Source organism: Pseudomonas sp. S07E 245, assembly GCF_019599025.1.
Taxonomy (GTDB): Bacteria; Pseudomonadota; Gammaproteobacteria; order Pseudomonadales; family Pseudomonadaceae; genus Aquipseudomonas; species Aquipseudomonas shirazensis.
In genome coordinates, this window is record NZ_CP080625.1 from 3860958 (window position 1) to 3883778 (window position 22821).

Annotated in this window: 20 protein-coding genes and 1 pseudogene; 9 read left to right on the plus strand and 12 right to left on the minus strand. The window is 62.7% G+C overall.

Going from position 1 to position 22821, the window contains the following annotated elements; genetic code table 11:
* The first annotated feature begins 208 nt into the window (after window positions 1–208).
* Window positions 209–1258: a low specificity L-threonine aldolase gene (locus K3F44_RS17785; RefSeq protein ID WP_220632686.1), complete on the plus strand. Its 1050-nt coding sequence runs from the start codon at window positions 209–211 to the stop codon at window positions 1256–1258.
* Between the two features lie 154 nt (window positions 1259–1412).
* Here K3F44_RS17785 and K3F44_RS25150 read toward each other — a convergent pair whose 3' ends face one another.
* From K3F44_RS25150 to K3F44_RS17800, 4 genes and pseudogenes are all read right to left on the minus strand, one after another.
* A complete protein-coding gene (locus K3F44_RS25150) occupies window positions 1413–2150 on the minus strand; it encodes a methyl-accepting chemotaxis protein (RefSeq protein ID WP_371918947.1) in 738 nt (245 codons plus the stop codon).
* A gap of 126 nt (window positions 2151–2276) precedes the next feature.
* Window positions 2277–3350: pseudogene (locus K3F44_RS25155) on the minus strand (cache domain-containing protein); the annotation flags it as partial.
* Window positions 3351–3508: 158 nt separating this feature from the next.
* Window positions 3509–3811, minus strand: coding sequence for a cell division protein ZapA (locus tag K3F44_RS17795; RefSeq protein WP_101322472.1), 303 nt, complete (start codon window positions 3809–3811; stop codon window positions 3509–3511).
* A complete protein-coding gene (locus tag K3F44_RS17800) occupies window positions 3808–4038 on the minus strand; it encodes a hypothetical protein (RefSeq protein ID WP_101322473.1) in 231 nt (76 codons plus the stop codon). Before K3F44_RS17800 ends, K3F44_RS17795 begins: the two co-directional genes overlap by 4 nt.
* A 282-nt stretch (window positions 4039–4320) precedes the next feature.
* Between K3F44_RS17800 and K3F44_RS17805 the strand changes: the two genes are divergently transcribed.
* Complete coding sequence (locus K3F44_RS17805; protein ID WP_101322474.1) at window positions 4321–5946, plus strand: methyl-accepting chemotaxis protein; 1626 nt, start codon at window positions 4321–4323, stop codon at window positions 5944–5946.
* Between the two features lie 30 nt (window positions 5947–5976).
* Here K3F44_RS17805 and gbcB read toward each other — a convergent pair whose 3' ends face one another.
* Complete coding sequence (gbcB, locus tag K3F44_RS17810; protein ID WP_101322475.1) at window positions 5977–7077, minus strand: glycine-betaine demethylase subunit GbcB; 1101 nt, start codon at window positions 7075–7077, stop codon at window positions 5977–5979.
* A 293-nt stretch (window positions 7078–7370) separates the two neighbouring features.
* Between gbcB and gbcA the strand changes: the two genes are divergently transcribed.
* Window positions 7371–8663: a glycine-betaine demethylase subunit GbcA gene (gbcA, locus tag K3F44_RS17815; protein ID WP_103435265.1), complete on the plus strand. Its 1293-nt coding sequence runs from the start codon at window positions 7371–7373 to the stop codon at window positions 8661–8663.
* A gap of 688 nt (window positions 8664–9351) precedes the next feature.
* Here the strand turns inward: gbcA and K3F44_RS17820 are convergent.
* The 6 genes from K3F44_RS17820 to K3F44_RS17845 form a co-directional block, all read right to left on the minus strand.
* Entirely contained in the window at window positions 9352–10122 is a 771-nt protein-coding gene (locus tag K3F44_RS17820; protein ID WP_150572817.1) for an electron transfer flavoprotein subunit beta, read from the minus strand.
* A gap of 10 nt (window positions 10123–10132) precedes the next feature.
* Window positions 10133–11365, minus strand: coding sequence for an electron transfer flavoprotein subunit alpha/FixB family protein (locus tag K3F44_RS17825; RefSeq protein ID WP_220632688.1), 1233 nt, complete (start codon window positions 11363–11365; stop codon window positions 10133–10135).
* Window positions 11365–13317 (minus strand): dimethylglycine demethylation protein DgcB, encoded by a 1953-nt coding sequence (dgcB, locus tag K3F44_RS17830; protein ID WP_101322480.1) that lies wholly within the window; start codon window positions 13315–13317, stop codon window positions 11365–11367. The genes K3F44_RS17825 and dgcB overlap by 1 nt, the downstream gene beginning before the upstream one ends.
* A 202-nt stretch (window positions 13318–13519) precedes the next feature.
* Window positions 13520–15580: a dimethylglycine demethylation protein DgcA gene (gene dgcA, locus K3F44_RS17835; RefSeq protein ID WP_220632689.1), complete on the minus strand. Its 2061-nt coding sequence runs from the start codon at window positions 15578–15580 to the stop codon at window positions 13520–13522.
* Window positions 15581–15601: 21 nt separating this feature from the next.
* Window positions 15602–16132, minus strand: coding sequence for a DUF5943 domain-containing protein (locus K3F44_RS17840; protein WP_101322482.1), 531 nt, complete (start codon window positions 16130–16132; stop codon window positions 15602–15604).
* A gap of 75 nt (window positions 16133–16207) precedes the next feature.
* Window positions 16208–17185: a dipeptidase gene (locus tag K3F44_RS17845; protein ID WP_086976918.1), complete on the minus strand. Its 978-nt coding sequence runs from the start codon at window positions 17183–17185 to the stop codon at window positions 16208–16210.
* 233 nt (window positions 17186–17418) lie between these two features.
* Here K3F44_RS17845 and K3F44_RS17850 point away from each other — a divergent pair, with 233 nt between their 5' ends.
* A complete protein-coding gene (locus K3F44_RS17850; protein WP_409077678.1) occupies window positions 17419–17820 on the plus strand; it encodes a lysozyme inhibitor LprI family protein in 402 nt (133 codons plus the stop codon).
* A gap of 10 nt (window positions 17821–17830) precedes the next feature.
* Here the strand turns inward: K3F44_RS17850 and K3F44_RS17855 are convergent, their stop codons facing one another.
* On the minus strand, window positions 17831–18778 hold the full coding sequence (locus tag K3F44_RS17855) for a GlxA family transcriptional regulator (RefSeq protein WP_086976920.1): 948 nt from the start codon (window positions 18776–18778) through the stop codon (window positions 17831–17833).
* 145 nt (window positions 18779–18923) lie between these two features.
* On the opposite strand from K3F44_RS17855, the gene choX reads away from it, so the two are divergent.
* The 5 genes from choX to K3F44_RS17880 all read left to right on the plus strand — a co-directional run bounded on the left by choX (window position 18924) and on the right by K3F44_RS17880 (window position 22816).
* Window positions 18924–19868, plus strand: a complete 945-nt coding sequence (gene choX / locus K3F44_RS17860; protein ID WP_220632691.1) for a choline ABC transporter substrate-binding protein — start codon at window positions 18924–18926, stop codon at window positions 19866–19868.
* 80 nt (window positions 19869–19948) lie between these two features.
* The gene (locus K3F44_RS17865) at window positions 19949–20833 is read left to right on the plus strand and encodes a 3-keto-5-aminohexanoate cleavage protein (RefSeq protein WP_101322485.1); all 885 of its coding nucleotides are present in this window, start codon (window positions 19949–19951) and stop codon (window positions 20831–20833) included.
* 18 nt (window positions 20834–20851) lie between these two features.
* On the plus strand, window positions 20852–21817 hold the full coding sequence (locus tag K3F44_RS17870) for an L-carnitine dehydrogenase (protein WP_150572813.1): 966 nt from the start codon (window positions 20852–20854) through the stop codon (window positions 21815–21817).
* Window positions 21818–21827: 10 nt separating this feature from the next.
* Entirely contained in the window at window positions 21828–22319 is a 492-nt protein-coding gene (locus K3F44_RS17875; protein WP_220632692.1) for a thioesterase family protein, read from the plus strand.
* Window positions 22320–22558: 239 nt separating this feature from the next.
* Window positions 22559–22816, plus strand: a complete 258-nt coding sequence (locus K3F44_RS17880; RefSeq protein ID WP_101322488.1) for a hypothetical protein — start codon at window positions 22559–22561, stop codon at window positions 22814–22816.
* Window positions 22817–22821: the final 5 nt, after the last annotated feature.

Below are 22821 nucleotides of genomic sequence, written 5' to 3' on the forward strand. Positions count from 1 at the left end.
GATGCCTGCGCACGCCTTGCAATGGCGCGTTTACGACATTCGCCGGTGGGCTGTCGCGCGCGGGCATGCTTGCCAAAATCAGCCATCGGCCTGCGCCCGCGTGCCTGAGCCGCCGGCGGGCCGGGCAATTGCGCCGTGCACGGTTGTATAGGCAACCGGGTAAATGATCGTTTAGAGTGCATCTCTGCGTCGTTCACAGGACCGTGTCATGACAGATAACAGCCAGCAATTCGCCAGCGACAACTATTCCGGCATCTGCCCCGAAGCCTGGGCGGCGATGGCCAAGGCCAATCAGGGCCACGAGCGCGCCTACGGCGATGATCAGTGGACCGAGCGTGCGGCGGCGTACTTTCGCAAGATCTTCGAAACCGACTGCGAAGTGTTCTTCGCCTTCAACGGCACCGCAGCCAACTCGTTGGCCCTGGCCTCCTTGTGCCAGAGCTACCACAGCGTGATCTGCTCGGAGACCGCCCACGTCGAGACCGACGAATGCGGCGCTCCGGAGTTTTTCTCGAACGGCTCCAAGCTGCTCACCGCGGCCAGCGTCAACGGCAAGCTGACGCCGGAGTCGATCCGCGAAGTGGCGCTCAAACGCCAGGACATCCACTATCCGAAACCACGCGTGGTGACCCTCACCCAGGCCACCGAAGTCGGCACCGTGTACCGCCCCGACGAGCTCAAGGCGATCAGCGCCACCTGCAAGGAGCTGGGCCTCAACCTGCATATGGATGGCGCGCGCTTCACCAATGCCTGCTCGTTCCTCGGCTGCTCGCCGGCCGAGCTGACCTGGAAGGCCGGCGTCGATGTGCTGTGCTTTGGCGGCACCAAGAACGGCATGGCCGTGGGCGAGGCGATCCTGTTCTTCAACCGCGAGCTGGCCGAAGACTTCGACTACCGCTGCAAGCAGGCCGGCCAGCTGGCATCGAAGATGCGCTTCCTCTCCGCGCCTTGGGTGGGGCTGCTGGAAGACGGCGCCTGGCTACGCCACGGCAACCACGCCAACCACTGCGCGCAGTTGCTGGCCTCGCTGGTCAGCGACCTGCCTCAGGTGAAGCTGATGTTCCCGGTGGAAGCCAACGGGGTGTTTCTGCAAATGCCGGAGCCGGCGCTCGAGGCGCTGCGCAACAAGGGCTGGCGCTTCTACACCTTCATTGGCAGCGGCGGCGCACGCTTCATGTGCTCGTGGGACACGGAACTCACGCGCGTGCGTGAGCTGGCGGCGGATATCCGCGCAGTTGTGGCGGCCACCCCTCTGTAGAGCCATCCCTGTAGGAGCGGCCTTATGTCGCGAAAGGGTCGCGCAGCGGCCCCAGATTCTCAGCTTCGCCGCCACTATCGCCGGGCCAGCTTCGCTGGCCTTTCGCGACACAAGGCCGCTCCTACAGGCTCGCGGCAACCGCCGGCGCTGCCCTTTACAGCCTGAAACCACCCATCTGCCGCGCCAGGTCATCGGCCAAGCGGCGCAGTGCCTGGCATTCCTCGCGACAACCAAGCACCTCGGCGGCGGTCTGCCGGGCCAGGTCGGAAATCCCCTGCACGTTGCGATTGATCTCTTCAGTCACCGCTGACTGCTGCTCGGTCGCGGTGGCCACCTGCTGGTTCATGTCACTGATGCGCTCGACCTGATCGGTGATCGCCCCCAGCGAGGCGCCGGTGCGCTGGCTTGCTTCAACCCCGCTACCGGTGGCCAGCTGGCCTGCCTGCATTGACGTCACAGCCACGCCGGCGCCCTGCTTGAGGCGCTGAATCATCTGCTGCACCTGATCGGTAGACAGCTGCGTGCGCCGGGCCAGGGTGCGCACTTCATCGGCGACCACGGCAAAGCCGCGGCCCATTTCACCGGCGCGGGCCGCCTCGATGGCCGCATTGAGGGCGAGCAGGTTGGTCTGCTCGGAAACGCTGCGAATCACCGCCAGCACCTCATCGATCGAGGCCACTTCCTGCGCCAACTGGCCCACCGCCTCGGCGGCCCGGCTGATTTCACCGGACATGCCATGGATACCCTGTACCGACTGCTGCACCTGCTGGCGCGCCTGCACCGCTTCGTCACGCGCCGACTGCGAGGCGTACGCCGCATGTCCTGCGTTTTGCGCAACGTCCTGCACAGTCAGGCCCATCTGGTGCACGGCGGTGGCGACCATCTCGGTCATCTGTTGCTGACGTTCCGAGCGGTCGGCGGTGTTGCCGACTACCTGCGTCACCTGTTCGACCGAACGGTGCAGGCGCTCGGTAGTGCTCAGCACCTCGGCGATCAGCGCCCTCTGGCTGTCGAGAAAGCGGTTGAAGCCGCGAGCCAGGTCACCCAGTTCATCCTCGCGGGAATCATCCAGGCGATGGCTCAGGTCGCCGGCACCGCCACCAATCTGCACCAGCGCCGTGGTCACCTGACGGATCGGGCGCACCAACCCGCGCGCCAGCAGCACCACCAGCAGCAATGAGAGCAAGGCTACTGCCCCACCAATCAAGCTGGTCAACCATACCGCCTGGCGCATCTGCGCGTAGATCTGCGCCTGTGGCACTTCGGCCACCAGCGTCCAGTTGAGATCACGCAGCGGCAGGCTCAGGGCCAGATACTGCTCGCCGTCACGTTCGAACTGGCTACGCTGCAAGCCTGCGCCCTGCCCCAGTAAACGCTTGGCGGCGTCGCCACCGACCTGTTCGGCGAGCGTGCGTTTGGCGCTGTATTGGTTGTCCGGGTGGACCTGGATGAGGCCGTCGTTGCGCACCAGCATGACCCTGCCCTGCTCGCCAAAGCTGAAGTCGTGGATCAGCTTGGACAACTCGGTCAGGCGCAAGCCCATGCCGGCGATGCCGACCAGCTGCCCGGCCTTTTCGATGCGATAGTCGATGAACAGCGCCACCTCGCCGGTGGCGCCATCCACGTCGATATTGATCAGCCGCTCGGCACCACTGTCGATGTAGCCATAGAACCACTGGTCCTTGGGGTTCTGCCGGCTAAGGGTGCGATCCAGGCCTTTCTCGTTGTAGTAGTGGCCGCTCGCAGTGGCGGCGAACAAGGCGGTAAACGCATGGTTGCGCTGCTTGGCAGCGTCCAGGTATTCGATGAAGCGCGCCGCCTCGGCGGGATTCTCACCGGCAGCGAGCCAGTCACGCAGCAGGGTATTGCCGGCAATATCGGCGGCCGCCACCAGCGGCTGGCTAAGCATGCGCTCGATATCGTTGCGAATGGCCTCGATGCTGGCCGGCAGAGCGGTGTCGAGCAAATAGCGCTCGGTCAGGCGATTGACCGCCACGGTATAGATCGCAACCACCACCAGGATGCTCACCAACAGGGCCGTGCCCATGCCTGCGATCAACTGCAACTGGATACTTCGCCGCCAGATACGCATACGTTTTCCTCCCCCAGGATTCTTGTTTTGGGGGATTGTATACACTTACGTATCCATTCAATCCAGCAATCATCGACAAACGCTAACGCAAAACGGGGAACAGCCACGCGTCACCGCATGGCTGCCCCCCGCTCGAATTTTGCCTGTTGGCTGGTGCTTTACTGCTCGCCGATGGTGCGTGCGATGGCATCTACCGTGGCATCGATCTGCGCCTGGGTGCGGGCGAGCGTCACTTGATGCTCTTTTTGCAGTTCGATCTGCCGCGAGCACAGATTCAGCGCCGCCAGCACCAGCAGCTTGTCACCGATCAGGGTCGGGTACTGGCGCTTGGTTTCGTTGAGGGCGGTGTTGAGCATCCGCACAGCCTGCGAGAGGGTCTCTTCCTGGCCTTCAGGGGCCTTGATCGAATAGTCGATACCCAGAATCGACACGACATTGATCGGCTGCGCTTGCAGTTTCATCCGTTGACGACACCTGCGCTGGCGCGCTCAACCAGCGCCTGGATACGCGCAGCAGTGGCGCCGTGTTTCTCTTCCTGTTCCATCAGCGACAGCTGCAGGCTGTCGTTGTCTTCCTTGGCCTGGGCCAGTTCCTGGGCGATGGCAGCGTTCTGCTCGCTCAGCTGGGTGTTTTTCTGCATCAGGTCGTTGACCAGCTGCTCGAGTTGATTCAGGGAAGTTTCCAACATGGGGTATGTCTATCTCGGGTTGTTGCAGAGGGCGCACACGATAAAGAAAAGCACGCGCCCCCGCCATTAAATATCGGGTCAAAAGGCTTCAGCCAGGCCAGATTGACAGGGGATCGGCCACCTTGTTCCGGCCTGGGTCAACCGCCGGTCAGGATTTGTCGCGGCCAACTCGGGCTTTTGCTCATCGAACTCAAGACTGGCCGGTCATGACCGATAGCCATACAGGTCTTATCTCGACGCAAGGATTGCGCGCCACCTTACCTTGCCCGGATTGTCCAAATCATGTCCCTACGCAATATGAATATCGCCCCGCGCGCCTTGCTCGGGTTTGCCTTGATCGGCGCATTGATGCTCGGCCTTGGCGTGTTTTCGCTGGTCCAGATGGGCAAGATTCGCCAGGCGGGTGTCGCCATCGAAAGCATCAACGTGCCGAGCATCAAAACCCTCGATGAACTGACCGCGTTGAGCCTGCGCTTGCGTACGCTGTCCTATCGTCTGCTGGTCAATCGTGACCCGGCCGCTCAGCAAGACACCCTGCGCCTGCTGGACGAGCGCAACGCGCAAATCGACAAGGCCCAGAGCCGTTACCAGACGTTTATCGTCGACGTCGAAGAACAAGCCGCGTTCGATCAGTACGGCCAGTTGCTGACCCAGTACCGCCAGCTGGAAACCCGCATGCGCAACCTGAGCCAGGCCAACCGCATCGAGGAACTGGCCGACCTGCTCAACCGCGACCTGCTGACCAACTCCGAGCAGATCAACAAGGTCATGAACACCCTGCTGGAAATGAACACCGAGCAGGCGCGCAACGCTAACGCCACCGCCGCCAATCAGTACAGCACGGCGTTCACCCTGGTGATCGGTCTGCTCATCGCCGCCACCGTGCTGACCCTGATCTGCGCATTGCTGCTGACCCGCAGCATCGTCAAGCCGATCGAAGAAGCCTTGCAGGCAGCTGAACAGGTAGCCGACGGCGACCTCACCCACACCATTCGCGCCGAAGGCAGCGACGAAGCAGCGCGCCTGCAGCGAGCCATGGCCCGCATGCAGGAAAAGCTGCGCGACACCCTGCACCTGATCGCCGGCTCCTCTACCCAGCTGGCCTCGGCGGCCGAAGAGCTCAACAGCGTGACCGACGAGAGCGCGCGCGGCCTGCAGCAGCAGAACGCCGAAATCGAACAGGCCGCCACTGCCGTTACCGAGATGACCAGCGCGGTCGAGGAAGTGGCGCGCAATGCCGTCAGCACCTCGGAGGCTTCGGCTGAAGCCAGCCGTTCCACCAGCGATGGCCGTGACCTGGTACTGGAAACCGTCAGCGCCATCGAGCGCATGAGCGGTGACGTACAGGGTACTGCCAAGCTGATCACTCACCTGGCCGAACAGTCGCGTGATATCGGCAAGGTACTCGACGTGATTCGCGGCCTGGCCGATCAGACCAACCTGCTCGCCCTCAACGCCGCCATCGAGGCAGCCCGGGCCGGTGAGGCCGGGCGTGGTTTTGCCGTGGTGGCTGACGAAGTGCGTGCACTGGCGCATCGCACCCAGCAGTCGACCAGCGAGATCGAGCGCATGATCGGCACCATCCAGGGCGGCACCGGCCAGGCGGTCGAGTCGATGCGCACCAGCACCGAACGCGCCGAATCGACCCTGAACATCGCCCGCGGCGCGGGCCTGGCGCTGGACACCATCGCCACGGCCGTAGCACACATCAACGAGCGTAACCTGGTCATCGCCAGTGCGGCCGAAGAGCAGGCTCAGGTCGCCCGCGAAGTCGACCGTAATCTGGTCAACATCAACGACCTGTCGGTGCAAAGCGCCACCGGGGCACACCAGACCAGCGCGGCGAGTGCCGAGCTGTCGCGCCTGGCAGTTGACCTCAGCAGCCTGGTTGCACGCTTCCGCGTCTGACCCAGGCTGCAGCGCTCACGCGGCCTCGGCTTAGTACTCGATACGAACGTCGCCGCGCGGCACGCTGCAGCAGGAGAGGATGTAGCCCTCGGCTTCATCCTCTTCGGTGATGCCGCCGTTGTGCTCCATGTCCACTTCGCCGCCCAGCTTGAGCACCTTGCAGGTGCCGCAGATGCCCATGCCGCAGGCTTTCGGGATCATCAGGCCAACCTTGGCCGCCGCCGCATGCACGGTCTCGCCCGGGGCCACGCGGATGCTCTTCTCGCTGCCGACGAACTCCACCAGGTTCAGATCGGACAGATCCACTTCCGGTGCATCGGCTGCCTGTTCGGCGTGCTCGACAGCGTCGGCCTTGGCCTCCGCCGGGGTCGCGCCAAACGACTCCTCGTGGTAGTTCTTCATGTCGAAGCCGACCGCCTCGAGCATACGCTTGACCGCGCTCATGTACGGCGTAGGCCCGCAGCAGAACACCACGCGCTCCATGTAATCCGGGGCGATCAGCTCCATCAGGCGCTGGTTCAGATACCCCCGATAACCTGCCCACGGCTCGCCCAGCCCGTGCTTCTCACAAATGATGTGCAGGCTGAAGTTGGGAATGCGCGAGGCCATCTGTTCCAGCTCGCGGTGGTAGATGATGTCCTTCGGTGAACGCGCGCTGTGGACGAACACCATGTCGACATTGGCGTTGGTGTCATAGAACCAGCGCGCCATCGACATCACCGGGGTGATACCGACGCCACCGCTAAGGTAGAGCACCTTCGGTGCCGGGAAATCGATTGCGTTGAACAAGCCGACCGGGCCGTGCACCGGCAGTTCGGCGCCTTCGTGCATGGTGTCGTGCAGGTAGTTGGAAACATGCCCACCCGGTACCCGCTTGACCGTGATCGAGAAGCTGTACGGCACCGACGGCGAACTGGAGATGGTGTACGAGCGCATCACCTGCTTGCCTTCGATTTCAAGCTCCAGGGTGACGAACTGGCCGGGCTTGAAGAAGAACATGATCGGCTGGTCGGCCATGAAGCAGAAGGTGCGCACATCCCAGGTTTCCTGGATGACCTTGACGCAGCGCACGATGTGGCGGCCGTTGGCCCAGGTCTGGGTGCTGACCGGGTTGAGGAATGTTTCGGACATGTTGTTCTCCAACGGCCGACTACCGGCCTTTTATGGCTCCGATAATGCTCAAGGCCGTGGCCCGGCACATTCCCATCAGCGACATCGGCGTGCTTATCGCGACCAGCCCCGCACGACAAGGGCTGGCGCGTCGGAATTCGATTCGGCCATGTCGCCCATGGATACGGCTCAAGGCGCCCTTGATCGCACACTCCACGGCAAATAGACCTGATGTTTTCTGCACCTGCCTTGCGGCACTAAAACAACGATTAGCCACCTTTCGCCGGCCTTTATCGGCCTTGAGGATTACAACGATGGACGTCACCGCAACCCTGAGCCTGGGCGATCCACTGGAAGCTGCACGCAAGGCCACCGCCGAGATGCTGCAGACCCGCGAGCGCACCTACTCGCTGCCCCAGCCGTTCTACACTGACGAGCGTCTGTTTCAGATCGACATGCAGGAAATTTTCCAGAAGGAATGGCTGATCGCGGGCATGACCTGCGAGATCCCGACCAAGGGCAACTTCCTCACCCTGCAAGTCGGCAAAAACCCGATCATTGTCATCCGCGGCGCCGAAGGCAAGGTGCATGCGTTCCACAACGTCTGCCGCCACCGCGGCTCGCGGCTGTGCACCAGCGAGAAGGGCAAGGTCGCCAAGCTGGTCTGCCATTACCACCAGTGGACCTACGAGCTGGACGGTCGCCTGCTGTTTGCCGGCACCGAAATGGGCGATGACTTCGACATGAAGGAGTACGGCCTCAAGCCGGTCAACGTCAAGGTCGCTGGTGGCTACATCTTCATCAGCCTGGCGCAGAACCCGCCGGCGATCGACGAGTTCCTGGCTACGCTCGACCACTACATGGAACCGTACGACATGGAGAACACCAAGGTGGCGGTGCAAACCACCTTGCTGGAGAAAGCCAACTGGAAGCTGGTGCTGGAGAACAACCGCGAGTGCTACCACTGCTCCGGTTCGCACCCAGAGCTGCTAAAGACCCTGCTCGAGTGGGACGACACCAACGACCCGCGTGCCGATCAGTCGTTCAAGGACCACGTCGCCGCCTGCGCTACGGCCTGGGAAGCGGAGAAGATCCCTTACCTGCACAAGAGCCACGGCCTGCGTAACCGCATCGTGCGCATGCCGCTGCTCAAGGGCACCGTGTCGATGACCATGGACGGCAAGCAGGCGAGCAAGAAGCTCATGGGCCGCATCCAGAACCCAGACCTGGGCTCAATGCGCATCCTGCACCTGCCGCACTCCTGGAACCACTGCATGGGCGATCACATGATTGTCTTCACGGTGTGGCCGATCAGTGCTCAGGAGACTTTGGTCAGCACCAAGTGGCTGGTCCACAAGGACGCTGTTGAAGGCGTTGATTACGACCCAGAGCAGATGCGCAAAGTGTGGGACGCGACCAACGACCAGGACCGCCGTCTGGCTGAAGAGAACCAGCGCGGGATCAACTCCACTGCTTATCAGCCTGGGCCGTACTCCAAGACTTACGAGTTTGGTGTGGTCAACTTCATCGACTGGTACAGCCAGCGCGTGCTGGAAAACCTCGGGGCGGAACCTGCGCCTTATCTGAAAGAAGTCGTTACGCAGTAATAGACCTGCCGGGCATGCCTATGGGTGTGCCCGGCAAGTTGTCCACAGGTACCCGGCAGCATCCTCAGACCTCGCTCCACTCCCCTCCTGATCAATTATTGATCAATCCCATGCAGGCCTTTAGATACGTGGCTTGCAGCGGATGCCGAACATGTTGTCCACAGAAGCGCCAACAGACTTTGTGAACAACGCTCGCTACGCATGTGGATAAGCTATCGAGAGCCCTGAATCTCAGGCATCTGAGCATCTTGTGAACAAGATTGATCGAATTTTGATCAATTCTCTGTAAGCCACGGACTACGTGCCCTAGCGAGTTAGCCGAACAGTTTATCCACAGGCCGGCTAACAGCGATTGTGGGCAACTTCAAAGCTTGAACACGCAAAAAAGCCATGAAAATCCATGGCTTAGCCTGATCAATTATTGTACAGCTGGCTGTAAGCCGCGAATTCAAAGGGCTGCAGGCATTAGCGAACACTTTATCCACAGCCTGGCTAACAGCAAATGTGCGTAACACCACTGCCCCCTGTAGGAGCGGCCTTGTGTCGCGAAAGGCCCGCAGAGCGGGCCCAACGATGTCAGCGGTGAAGTTGAAAATGTAGGGCCGCTTCGCAGCCCTTTCGCGACACAAGGCCGCTCCTACAGGGACCGCGCGCCACCGCCGTACCCGCATGAGTCGGGAGGCCGCTACTAGCGCAGCACTCCTTCCTCTACCAGCAGCTTGAGGATGGCCTCGGCGCCTTCCTGGGGGGAAACATCCTTCAGCACCTTGCCGCCACCACCGCTGGCCTTGGCTGTTGCAGCCTTCATCCGATCCGCGCCGCTCTTGGCCTTGATCACCTTGAGCCGCTTGGGCCGTGGTCGGGCCGGTTGCAGCTCGGCATCCGCCAGCAGCTCATCTTCGACAATCGCCACATCACGAGCAGCCAGCACACCGCGTCGCGCAGGACCGAACGCGCTCTGGCGTGGCTTGGGCGCTGCGTTATCCACAGTGGCCAGCAACGGCAAGCGCACTTTCAACCGGCGCCGCTGACCACGCGGCAGCGCCTGCAATACCTGGGCGGTGCCATTCTCGATCGACTCGACCTCGGCCAGCCCGACAATCAATGGCCACCCCAGCTTCTCGGCGAGCAAGAACGGCAACATGCCGGAACCCTCGCCGGTCTCGGCCTGGCTGCCGGTCAACACCAACTGGGCGCCAGCATCACGTAGATAGTCGCCAAGCACTTCGAGCACGTCAGCCCCTTCCGGTTGCTCAAGTACATCCAGATGATCCAGGCCCATGCCCAGATAAGCGCGCAGCGCCTCCTGGCGGTGATCGCCAGCATGCACCACCTGCAAGTTATCCCCAGCCAGCTGCAACCCCAGCTCGACCGCACGGGCATCCTGCTCGGCCCGGCGACTACGGCCAGAGCCGGGATGAGCACCAATGGAAACCAGGCTAATGACCTTTGTACTCATGTTGGAACCCTTATGCCGCGTCGCGCTGGCCGCCGCTGCGGTAGTTATCCACAGCTTCGATCAGAGCCTGAAGAATCGCCGCGCTGTCGCCAATCACTGACAGGTCGGCCCGTTTGATCATGTCGCAGCCAGGGTCCATGTTCACCGCCACCACCTTGTCACAGGCACCAATGCCCTGCAGGTGCTGGATCGCGCCTGAGATGCCGATCGCGACGTACACCCGTGCGGTAACCCAGGTACCGGTGGCACCCACCTGGCGCGTACGCGGCATGAAGCCGTCGTCGACCGCCACCCGCGAGGCACCTTCGGTGGCGCCCAATGCAGCGGTGGCACGGTGGAACAGCTCCCAGTCCTTGACGCCGTTACCGCCAGAGACGATGAATTCCGACTCGGCCATGGCAATGGCGGCCGGGTCGACCGCCACCGAGCCAAGGTCCTCGATGCGCGACAAGCTGCGCGCAACGCTTGTGGACAACTCGACCGGCAGCGCTTCATGGCGGGTTTCACTGACCGGCTCGGCGCATTCGGCAGCAGCCAGAATCAGCCGTGCCATGCCCCGTTGCAGGTCTTGTTGGCCCGCGCCAGCACGGCCGATGCACTGGCCATCCTTGATCTGCCAGACCCGCGTCGCCGGGCGTTCACCCAGTGATGCAGCAAAGCGCCGGCCAAGCTCACCGCCACCGGTGCGGCTGTCGGGCAGCAGCCAGTGCTGCGGGGCAAACTGGTTATCCACTGCGCGCAGGCCCTGCACCAGTTGCTCCGGTGCATAACCCTGGAATGCCTCGCCTTCGATCACCAGCAGGCGATCGACACCGGCGGCGCCGAAATTGCCTTCCTTGTGCTCGCCAAAAACAATTGCCAGCACAGCGCCATCCTTGCCGGCCAGGCTGTGGGCCAGGCCGAGCAAGTCGCGGTCGTGAGGGCCAAGGCGGCCGCCGACCATGTCCGGGACCACGGCGATGTAGAACGCAGGATCTGCCACCTGATGTAGCGGCAACTGCACTTCAGCTGCAGCCGTACGCCGGCCCCCGGTAGCGGTGCCTTGCTGGGCACCGCTGCGGTCCAGCCGCTTGAGGCCGCTGGCCGCAATGAAGCCTGCGGCAATTGCGTGGGGGTTCTTGCGGATGATGCCATTGGGCCCCATCCAGCTGGTTTGCTGGGTCTGCATCGCTGCGTGCAGCGGATGCAGACGGTTACGGGCGATCCACTCGGCGCGTGGGTCGCGGCGGATGATGTCGCTCATCAATGCACCTCCGCAGGTTCACGTTTGGCTGCTGCAGCTTTCGCAGTAGCTGGAGCATCGGCTTCGATCAGCACATCGGCGACCAACTCGGCGAGGTCCTTGATCAGTGGCCGTGGTTCGACCACGCCTTCAAGCATCGCGGTGCACTGTGGGCAACCCACGGCGACCACTTCGGCCTCGGTTTCGCGGATGTCGTCCATGCGCATATCGGGGATCCGTTGCTTGCCCGGGATGTCGGTGATCGGCGCACCGCCACCGCCGCCGCAGCAGCGTGAACGGAAGCCCGAGCGCTGCATCTCGCGCACTTCGATGCCCAGCGCCTTGAGCACTTCGCGCGGCGCCTCGTACTCGCCGTTGTAGCGGCCCAGGTAGCACGGGTCGTGATAGGTCACGCTGGAACCTTTGTGCTGGCCTAGGTTGAGCTTGTTGGCGGCGATCAGCTCGGCGATATAAGTGCTGTGATGCAGCACCTGATAGTCACCACCGAGCGCGCCGTATTCATTCTTCAGCACATGGAAGCTGTGCGGGTCGCAGGTGACGATGCGCTTGAAGCGGTACTGCGCCAGGGTCTGGATATTGCGTTTGGCCAGTTGCTGGAAGGTAGCTTCATCGCCCAGGCGACGGGCAACGTCGCCGCTGTCGCGTTCTTCCAGGCCGAGCACGGCAAAGTCCACGCCTGCCGCCTTGAGCACTTTGACGAAGGCACGCAGGGTGCGCTGGTTGCGCATGTCGAAGGCGCCATCACCGACCCAGAACAGCACCTCGGTGGTTTTCACCTCGCTGAGCAGCTGCAAGTTGAGGTCGGCGGCCCAGTTCATTCGCCCACCCGGGTTGAAGCCGCCCGGGTTGTCGGTGGCGATCAGGTTGTCGAGCACCTCGGCGCCCTTGTTCGGCGTGGCGCCGCGTTCCAAAGTCAGGTGACGGCGCATGTCGACGATGGCATCGACGTGCTCGATCATCATCGGGCATTCCTCGACGCAGGCACGGCAGGTGGTGCAGGACCACAGCGTGTCGGCATCGACCAGGCCATTGACGATCGGCTGATGCGGATGGCCGCCATGCTCGCCCAGCGGCTTGCCCGGATACGGGCTGCCGGCGAACTTGGCGTCGGTGCCACCGGCCAGGCCGATGACCATGTCCTGGATCAGCTTCTTCGGGTTCAGTGGCTGACCGGCGGCGAACGCCGGGCACATCGCCTCACACTTGCCGCATTGCACGCAGGCGTCAAAACCGAGCAGCTGGTTCCAGGTGAAATCGGCAGGCTTTTCCACACCGAGCAGCGCGTTCGGGTCTTCCAGATCGATTGGCTTGAGCCCGGTCGAGCGGCCACCGCCAAAGCGTTCGGCGCGGCGGTGCCAGGCCAGGTGCAGGGCACCGGCGAAGGCGTGCTTCATCGGCCCGCCCCAGGTCATGCCGAAGAACAGCTCGGACACGCCCCACAACACACCAAGGCCCAGCACCGCGACCATCACCCAGCCGCCAGTATTGGCGGGCAGGATGCCGGCCACCGGCAGCGTCGCAATGAAGAAGCTCGCCGCGAATACCAACAGGCTTTTCGGCAGGCGCATCCACGGCCCTTTGGACAGCCGCGCAGGCGGATTGAGGCGCCGCTTGAAGACGAACAGTGCGCCGGTGAACATGATCACGGTGGCGACCAGCAGGGCGTAGCCAAGGATCTTGTTCTGCAGGCCAAAGCCATGCACCAGAATCGCCAGCGCTGCCGACAACACAAAGCCACCTGCAGTGGCGACGTGGGTGTTGGACATGTACTTGTCGCGCTCGACCACATGGTGCAGATCCACCAGGTAGCGCCGCGGCATGGCCAGCAGGCCGCCGAGCAGGTTGACCTTGGACGGCCGGCCACGGCGCCACATGCGCACCCGGCGCAACGCGCCGAGCACTGCCAGGCCAAGGGCCGCGAACAGCAGAATGGGTAGAAGGGTGTTCAACATGGGAGGCTCCCACAACAGCTGAAATCGTGCGCCGCGCTCAAGCAAGCGCGGCGCGGACCCCTGTAGGAGCGGCCTTGCGTCGCGAAAGGGCTGCAACGCAGCCCCAGGATCTATGTAGCGTCACAAGATCGCCGGGGCCGCTTCGCGACCCTTTCGCGACACAAGGCCGCTCCTACAGGAGGGCCAGTTCATGTGCGATCGATCAGAAGTCCTTGCACAGGCGCAAGGCGTCGTAGATCGCCGCGTGCACGTTGCGCTGGGCCACGCAGTCACCAATGCGATAGAGCAAGTAGCCTTCGCCCGGCTGGCTGAGGATCGGCTGTGGCTTGATGGCAAACAGCGCCTCCACATCGATCTGGCCCTTGTTGCGCGCCCCCTCTTTGAGCCCGTAGTACAGCTCTTCGTCAGGACGCACACCGTTCTCGATCACCACTTGGTCAACCACCCGCTCTTCCTTGGCGCCGGTGTATTCGTTTTCCAGCACCGCGATCAGCTTGTCGCCTTCGCGGTAGACCTTTTCCAGCATCAGGTCGCCGGTCATGATCACTTCTTTCGGGTACATGCTGCGGTAGTAGGTCGGGAAGGTGGTACCGCCCATGGCCACGCCTGGCTTGATGTCGTCGGTGACGATCTCGACCTGGCTGCCTTTGTCGGCAATGAAGTCCGCGGTCGACATACCGGTGAATTCGCAGATGGTGTCGTACACCAGCACGTTCTTGCCCGGCGCAACCTTGCCATCGAGCACGTCCCAACTGCTGACCACCAGGCCTTCGGCAGCGCCCCAATGCTCGTTCTGCTCGACGAACGGATGGCCGCCGACCGCCAGCACGATCACGTCCGGGCGCAGGTCCTGGATGGTCGCGATGTCGGCCGCAGTGCCCAGGCGCAGGTCGATCTTCAAGCGGGCGAATTCGAGCTGGTACCAGCGGGTGATACCGGCAATCTGGTCGCGTTGCGGAGCCTTGGCAGCAATGGTGATCTGCCCGCCCATCTGCTCTTTCTTCTCGAACACGGTGACGTCGTGGCCACGCTCGGCGGCAACCCGCGCCGCTTCCATGCCGGCAGGGCCGGCACCGACCACCACCACCTTGCGTTTGACGCCGGTAGTCTTCTCGATGATGTGCGGCACGCCCATGTATTCACGGGAGGTCGCGGCGTTCTGGATGCACAGCACATCCAACCCTTGATACTGGCGGTCGATGCAGTAGTTGGCACCGACGCATTGTTTGATCTGATCGATCTGGCCCATCTTGATCTTGGCGATCAGGTGCGGGTCAGCCATGTGCGCCCGAGTCATGCCGACCATGTCGACATAGCCGCCCTCGAGGATGCGCTGCGCCTGGTTCGGGTCCTTGATGTTCTGCGCGTGCAGCACCGGGACCTTGACCACTTCCTTGATGCCGGCTGCCAGGTGCAGGAACGGCTCCGGCGGGAAGCTCATGTTGGGGATGACGTTGGCCAGGGTGTTGTGGGTGTCGCAGCCCGAACCGATCACACCGAAGAAATCGAGCATGCCGGTCGCATCGTAGTACGCGGCGATCTGCTTCATGTCTTCGTGGCTGAGGCCATCGGGGTGGAACTCGTCACCACAGATGCGCATGCCCACGCAGAAATCGTCACCAACCTCGGCGCGCACGGCTTTGAGCACTTCCATGCCGAACTTCATCCGGCCTTCGAAGCTGCCGCCCCATTCGTCGGTACGCTTGTTGACCCGCGGGCTCCAGAACTGGTCGATCATGTGCTGGTGCACCGCCGACAGTTCGACGCCATCCAGGCCACCTTCCTTGGCCCGGCGCGCGGCTTGTGCATAGTTGCCGATCACCCGCCAGATCTCTTCCGGCTCGATGGTCTTGCAGGTCGCACGGTGCACTGGCTCACGCACACCCGACGGCGACATCAGGGTTGGCCAGTTGAAACCGTCCCAGCGTGAGCGACGGCCCATGTGGGTAATCTGAATCATGATCTTGGCGCCGTGCTTGTGCATGGCGTCGGCAAGGTTCTGGAAGTGCGGGATGATCCGGTCGGTCGACAGGTTGACCGAAGCCCACCATTCCTGCGGGCTGTCGATGGCGACCACCGACGAGCCACCACAGATGGCCAGGCCGATACCGCCCTTGGCCTTCTCTTCGTAGTATTTGACGTAACGGTCGGTGGTCATGCCGCCGTCGGTGGCATACACCTCGGCGTGAGCAGTACTCAGCACGCGGTTACGGATGGTCAGTTTGCCGATCTGGATCGGCTGGAACATTGCTTCGAAGGCCATGACGCTATCTCCGGCTCAGGCTTACAACGGCTTTGTAACGAACAGGCCATCTTCGTGGCCCTCTTCCGACCCGCCGTAGACCTGCTCTGCCACGGTGCGCAGCGAGCTGCCACGGGCGGCGAGAATCTGGTCCATGGCGCCGGCAAACCAGCCGGTGAACATGTAGTCGACCTTGCGGCCAACCTTGCCGTACACATAGACGAACGCCGAGTGCTTGAGCCTGACGCTGCAGGTGCCCTTGTCGAGGTCGATGGCTTCGATTTCAAACAGGCCCCAGCCGCGCTGGGACAGGCGCTTCATGTAGTGTTCGAACACCGCCACGCCTTCCAGGCCATGGCATTCGGCTTCTTTTTCACACCAGTGCCAGGCCGACTTGTAGCCGGCCTTGTAGAGGATCTCGGCGTAGGCGTCGGCGCCCAGTACTTCTTCGATACCCATGTGGTTGTTGACGAAGAAATGGCGTGGCACATACAGCATCGGCAGCGCGTCGGAAGTCCAGACACCGGTCTCGCTGTCGACTTCGATTGGCAATTGCGGGGCGATCTTGGCCATGGAAACTTAACTCCAGAAATTTTTGAGAGATGGCCCAGACTGTTTTGGCCTGGGCAGAACGGTTTGGAGTGCGGCTTACTCGCCCCACACATCCTTGAGCACGTTGACCCAGTTCTCGCCCATGATCTTGCGCACCACGCGTTCGCTGTGGCCGCGCTTGAGCAGGGTTTCGGTGAGGTTGGGGAACTCGCCTACAGTGCGGATGCCAAGCGGGTTGATGATCTTGCCGAAGTTGGTCAGACGGCGGGCGTAGCCCTTGTCGTGGGTCAGGTATTCGAAGAACTCCTGGCCGTGACCCTGGGTAAAGTCGGTGCCGATGCCGATGGAATCTTCACCGACGATGTTCATGGTGTATTCGATCGCCTCGGCGTAATCGTCGATGGTCGAATCGATGCCCTTGGCCAGGAACGGCGCAAACATGGTCACGCCAACGAAGCCGCCGTGATCGGCGATGAACTTGAGTTCGGCATCGGACTTGTTGCGCGGGTGTTCCTTCAGGCCCGACGGCAGGCAGTGCGAGTAGCACACCGGTTTTTTCGATTCGAGGATGACTTCTTCGGAGGTTTTCGAGCCGACATGGGACAGGTCGCACATGATCCCGACACGGTTCATCTCGGCGACGATTTCGCGGCCGAAACCAGACAGGCCGCCATCACGCTCGTAGCAACCGGTGCCGACCAGGTTCTGGGTGTTGTAGCACATCTGCACGATGCCGACGCCGAGCTGCTTGAACACATCGACGTAGGCGATCTGGTCCTCGAAGGCGTGGGCGTTCTGGAAGCCGAAGAGGATGCCGGTCTTGCCCAGCTCCTTGGCCTTGCGGATGTCGGCGGTAGTGCGTACCGGCATCACCAGGTCGCTGTTGTCGCGGATCAGCTTCTGGCTGGCGGCGATCTGGTCGACGGTGGCCTTGAACCCTTCCCACACCGACACTGTGCAGTTGGCTGCGGTCAGGCCGCCTTTACGCATGTCCTCGAACAGCTCGCGGTTCCACTTGGCGATGATCAGGCCATCGATGACGATGCTGTCGGCGTGTAATTCGGCTGGGCTCATCAGGCTGTCCCCTTTTTGATATGGGTTGCGCCGAATCAGGTGTCGGCGTTTAGGGCCAGCATATGCCTGCGCGAACGACGAGCCGGATGCAAAAACGACAAGGGCCATACCGAAAGCGTCAAAGCCCTCATCGCGACAGTTGGCTTCATGACAAATGTCGTTCAAGCCTGTTCAAGGGGGCAGCGCTGAGCGAGAATTGCCCGACTTTTTCATGGGAAGTGAACATGCTGCGGATCAATTCATTGATAGGCCTGACTTTATTGTTGAGCGCGCCGTTCGCGTTCGCCGCCGACGATGAGTCCACCCCATGCGACAACGTCGACAGCGATGCCCAGGGCTACGCCTGCGCCGCCTACAACAAGCAGACCGCCGAGCGTGAGCTGCAAGCGGCGTTCGATGACCTGATCCAGCGGATTCGCGACCAGTATCCGGATGAGGGCGACAAGGTGCAGAGCCTGTCCGAGCGTTTCCGCGCTGCGCAGACCCTGTGGACGCAACTGCGCGATGCCGACTGCAAGGTCGAGACCGCCGCTGAAAAAACCGGCAGCAAGGCCTTCGAAGCCGCCTGGAACACCTGCGTGGCGCAGCGCAGCGATGATCGCTCCGAATACCTGCAGTCGATCGGCCAGCAATGATCCGCCGCCTTCATGACGCCGCACTGGTGTGGCGGTCGGCCCGCGGGCAGCGCTCGAAGCGCGCCCGGTAACAGCGGGTAAAGTATGACGCCGAGTCAAAGCCGCAGGCGATGCTGACCTGCAGTACGCTCATGTCGGTCTGGCGTAGCAACTGGCGCGCCTTGTCCAGCCGCAGGCGCAGATAGAAGCCGCTCGGCGTGTCGTTCAGGTGCAGCCGGAACAACCGCTCCAACTGGCGCCGGGTGACCTGGATCAGGTCGGCCAGCACCTGGGTATGTAACGGCTCCTCGGTATTGCGCTCCATCTCGCCGATCACCTTGACCAGCTTCTTGTTGCTCAGCCCGTAGCGCGCGGCAATCTGCATGCGCTGGTGATCCTGGCGTGGGCGGATGCGGCCGAGCACGAACTGCTCCGAGACCTGTACCGCCAACTCGCTGCCATGGGCCTGGGCGATCAGATCGAGCATCAGGTCGATCGAGGCCGTACCACCGGCACAGGTGATCCGCCGCCGGTCGATCTCGAACAACTCCTGCGTGGCCTGCAAGCGTGGGTAGCGCTCCTTGAACGCTTCCAGCGCTTCCCAGTGCAAAGTCGCCCGGTAGCCTTCGAGCAGGCCGGCTTCAGCCAGCAGCATCGCGCCGGTATCGATCCCGCCGAGGATCACTCCTTCATGCTCGAGCCGGCGCAGTGCCTGCTGCAAACCCAGGCTGTAGTGCGCCAGCGGGTCAAAGCCGGCCACCACCAAGAGCATCTGCGGCGCCGCCTCCCCCGCCAATGCAGCATCGGCATTGACCGACATGCCATTGCTCGCCTGCACCGCGCCGCCGTCCAGGCTGAGCACGCGCCAGCGATATAACGTCCCGCGAAAGCGGTTGGCCACCCGCAACGGCTCCAGGGCACTGATAAAGCCCATCGCGGAAAAACCCGGCAACAGCAGAAAGTGAATGGTAACGGCCATCGAGGGCTCCCGCACAAGGTAGTCGCCAGGGTGCAAATGTTGGTCGCCAGCGTGCGACTTTTGCCTGGGCTTGCCGGGTAGCTTAGTCACACGGCCCGCAGAGGTCGCCCACCATAACAACATGCACTGCCGATGGAGAGCCACCATGCACAGCTTGATCCGCCGCAGCCTGTTACCCCTTGTGTTGAGTACCAGCTTTGCCCTGCCAGTATTTGCTGGCGAACCTGCGGTGTGCCAGAAGGTCCGCCTCGGCGTGGTCAACTGGACCGACGTCATCGCCACCAGCGCGATGGCTCAGGTATTGCTCGATGGCCTGGGTTACCAGACCAAACAGACCAGTGCCTCGCAACAGATCATCTTTGCCGGCATCCGCGACAAGCGCCTGGACATGTTCCTCGGTTACTGGAACCCGATCATGAACCAGACCATCACCCCGTTCGTCGAGGCCAAGCAGGTCAAGGTGCTCGCTGAGCCGAGCCTGAACGATGCCCGCGCTACCCTGGCGGTGCCGAAGTACCTGGCCGATCAGGGCCTGCAAAGCTTTGCCGACATCCACAAGTTCGAGAAGCAGCTGGGCGGCAAGATCTACGGCATAGAGCCTGGTTCAGGTGCCAATACCCAGATCAAGGCAATGATCGCCAAGAACCAGTTCGGCCTGGGCAAGTTCCAGCTGGTCGAGTCCAGCGAGGCCGGCATGCTCGCAGCGGTTGACCGCGCGGTACGGCGCAAGGAAGCGGTGGTGTTCTTCGGTTGGACCCCACACCCGATGAACGTCAACATCGACATGGTCTACCTGGGCGCCAGTGAAGACGCCCTCGGCCCGGACGAAGGCCGCGCCACAGTGTGGACAGTGACCGCGCCTGACTATGCCGAGCGCTGCCCCAACGCCAGCCGGCTGCTGGCCAACCTGACCTTCAGCGCCGAGACCGAGAGCCGCATGATGCAGCCGCTGCTCGATCACAAGGACGCGCTGGAATCAGCCCGCAAGTGGCTGCAGGAGCACCCCGAAGACAAAGCCCGCTGGCTTGAAGGGGTGACCACCTTCGACGGCAAGCCGGCTGCCGACAACCTCAAGCTCAGCGCCAACTGATTCGGCTTTTCCGCCCACTGACCGGTTCAACCGGTCGGTGCGGGAGCCCTGCACCCGTATTTTGACCAGGAACCCCCAGCATGAACCACGACGTCATCATTACCTGCGCCCTCACCGGCGCTGGCGACACGGTCGCCAAGAGCCACCTGGTGCCGATCACCCCGGCGCAGATCGCCGCCGCCGCGGTCGAGGCCGCCAAGGCCGGCGCCACGGTCGTCCACTGCCATGTCCGCGACCCGCAGACCGGCCGTTTCAGCCGCGATGTCGAGCTGTACCGCGAAGTCATGCAGCGCATCCGCGAGGCCGACGTCGACATCATCGTCAACCTCACCGCCGGCATGGGTGGCGACCTGGAAATCGGCCCGGGCGAGTCGCCGATGGACTTCGGCCCCGGCACCGACCTGATCGGCCCGCTGGAGCGGCTGGCGCACATCGAGGCGCTGCTGCCGGAAATCTGCACGCTGGACTGCGGCACGCTCAACTTCGGCGATGGCAACGCCATCTACGTGTCGACTCCGGCGCAACTGCGCGCGGGCGCCAAACGGATCACCGAGCTGGGGGTCAAGGCCGAGCTGGAAATCTTCGACACCGGCCACCTGTGGTTCGCCAAGCAGATGATCAAGGAAGGCCTGCTCGATGACCCGCTGTTCCAGCTGTGCCTGGGCATCCCCTGGGGCGCGCCAGCCGACACCGGCACCATGAAGGCGATGGTCGACAACCTGCCGCAGGGTGCGACCTGGGCTGGCTTCGGCATTGGCCGCATGCAGATGCCGATGGCCGCGCAAGCGGTGCTGCTCGGCGGCAACGTGCGGGTCGGCCTGGAAGACAACCTGTACCTGGACAAAGGCGTGCTGGCCAGCAACGGCCAACTGGTCGAGCGTGCAGTGGAGATCCTCAGCCGGCTTGGTGCACGCGTGCTCACGCCGGCTGAAGGTCGGGCAAAAATGAACCTCAAGCGCCGGTAATTGCCTCAGGAGTCGAACATGCCTTTCATTACCGATATCAAGATTTTTGCCGCGCTTGGCAGTGGCGTCATCGGCAGCGGCTGGGTCGCCCGCGCCCTCGCCCACGGCCTTGATGTAATCGCCTGGGACCCAGCCCCCGGTGCCGAACAAGCCCTGCGCCAACGGGTTGCCAATGCCTGGCCCGCGCTTGAGAAGCAAGGCCTTGCCGCAGGTGCCGCGCAACAGCGGCTGCGCTTTGTCGACAGCATCGAAGACTGCGTGCGCAACGCCGACTTCATCCAGGAAAGCGCACCCGAGCGACTGGAGCTCAAGCTCGATCTGCATGCGCGCATCAGCGCTGCCGCCAAGCCCGCTGCAATCATCGCCTCGAGCACCTCAGGGCTGCTGCCGAGTGAATTCTACGAGTCGGCCAGCCACCCCGAACGCTGCGTGGTCGGCCACCCGTTCAACCCGGTGTATCTGCTGCCGCTGGTCGAAATCGTTGGCGGCCGCAATACCGCTGCCGAGGCCATCGAAGCCGCCAAGGTCATCTACACCGCGCTCGGCATGCGCCCGCTGCACGTGCGCAAGGAAGTCCCCGGTTTTATCGCCGACCGCTTGCTTGAAGCGCTCTGGCGCGAGGCCTTGCACCTGGTCAACGACGGCGTCGCCACCACCGGCGAGATCGACGATGCGATCCGCTTTGGCGCCGGCCTGCGCTGGTCGTTCATGGGCACCTTCCTCACCTACACCCTGGCGGGTGGCGACGCTGGCATGCGCCACTTCATGGCCCAGTTCGGCCCGGCGCTGAAGCTGCCCTGGACCTACCTACCCGCGCCGGAGCTCAGCGAACAGTTGATCGAAGACGTGGTTGCCGGCACCTCGGAGCAACTCGGCGAGCGCAGTATCGCAGCCCTTGAACGCTACCGTGACGACGCCCTGCTGGCCGTGCTGGAAGCGGTGAAAACCAGCAAAGCCCAGCACGGCATGAGCTTTGCCGACTGAGGAGCAGATGATGCCTGCACTGATTACCTACCGCACCCCAGTCCAAGCGGACTGGGTCGACTACAACGGCCACCTGCGCGATGCCTATTACCTGTTGATCTTCAGCTACGCCACCGATGCGCTGATGGAGCAGATCGGCCTGGACGCCGACGCGCGTGGGCACAGCGGCCATTCGCTGTTTACCCTCGAGGCGCATATCAATTACCTGCACGAGGTCAAACTGGGCAGCGAGGTGTGGGTGCAAACCCACATCCTCGGCTTTGACAGCAAACGCCTGCACCTTTACCACAGCCTGCACCGGGCAGACCTCGAACAGGCACTGGCGGCCAGCGAGCAGATGCTCTTGCACGTGGACCTGGCCGGGCCCAGTGCGGCGCCGTTCAGCGACTACAGCCGGTCGCAACTGCAGGCCATGGTTGCGGCTCAAGCGCCATTGCCAGCAGACACATGGATCGGTCGTACCTTGCAGCTACCGGGCAAAAAAAACCCCGACAAGCCGTGAGCTGCCGGGGCGGGAGAGTGAGCGATATTCACTGTGACGAGTCAGGGTGACCAAACCCCACGTTGCGGTGAATGACCCCAGTGTGCGGGCCCATTGGTTGATCGAGTTAGCCATGAGCGACCTGTTCATAGCCAAAGCAGCCACGTCGGCATTCTGTTGTTGCGGGCATGTCGCGGTCGTCACAGAATCGGTCGTAAATCACAGCAGCACTCTCTTGGCGATAAGAAGGGACAACAACCATGATGCATGCGGATTTGATTGATCAGGACGACCTGCTGGGGCAAATGCGCGCTCGCGGCTTTGATATTCCCGCCGGCGCCAGCGCCGAGCAAGCCTGCGAAGTGGTCGTGCGCGGGCTGACCGAACCCAACGCACGTGCACTCAAGGGCATGGTCGAGCAGATGTACACCGGCAGCGCGACAATCCTCCCGGCAGTGCGCCAGGCCATCGAAAAACAGCTGCTGCCGGCGTTGGCGCAGTTCAACAAGCGCGCCTGATTCGG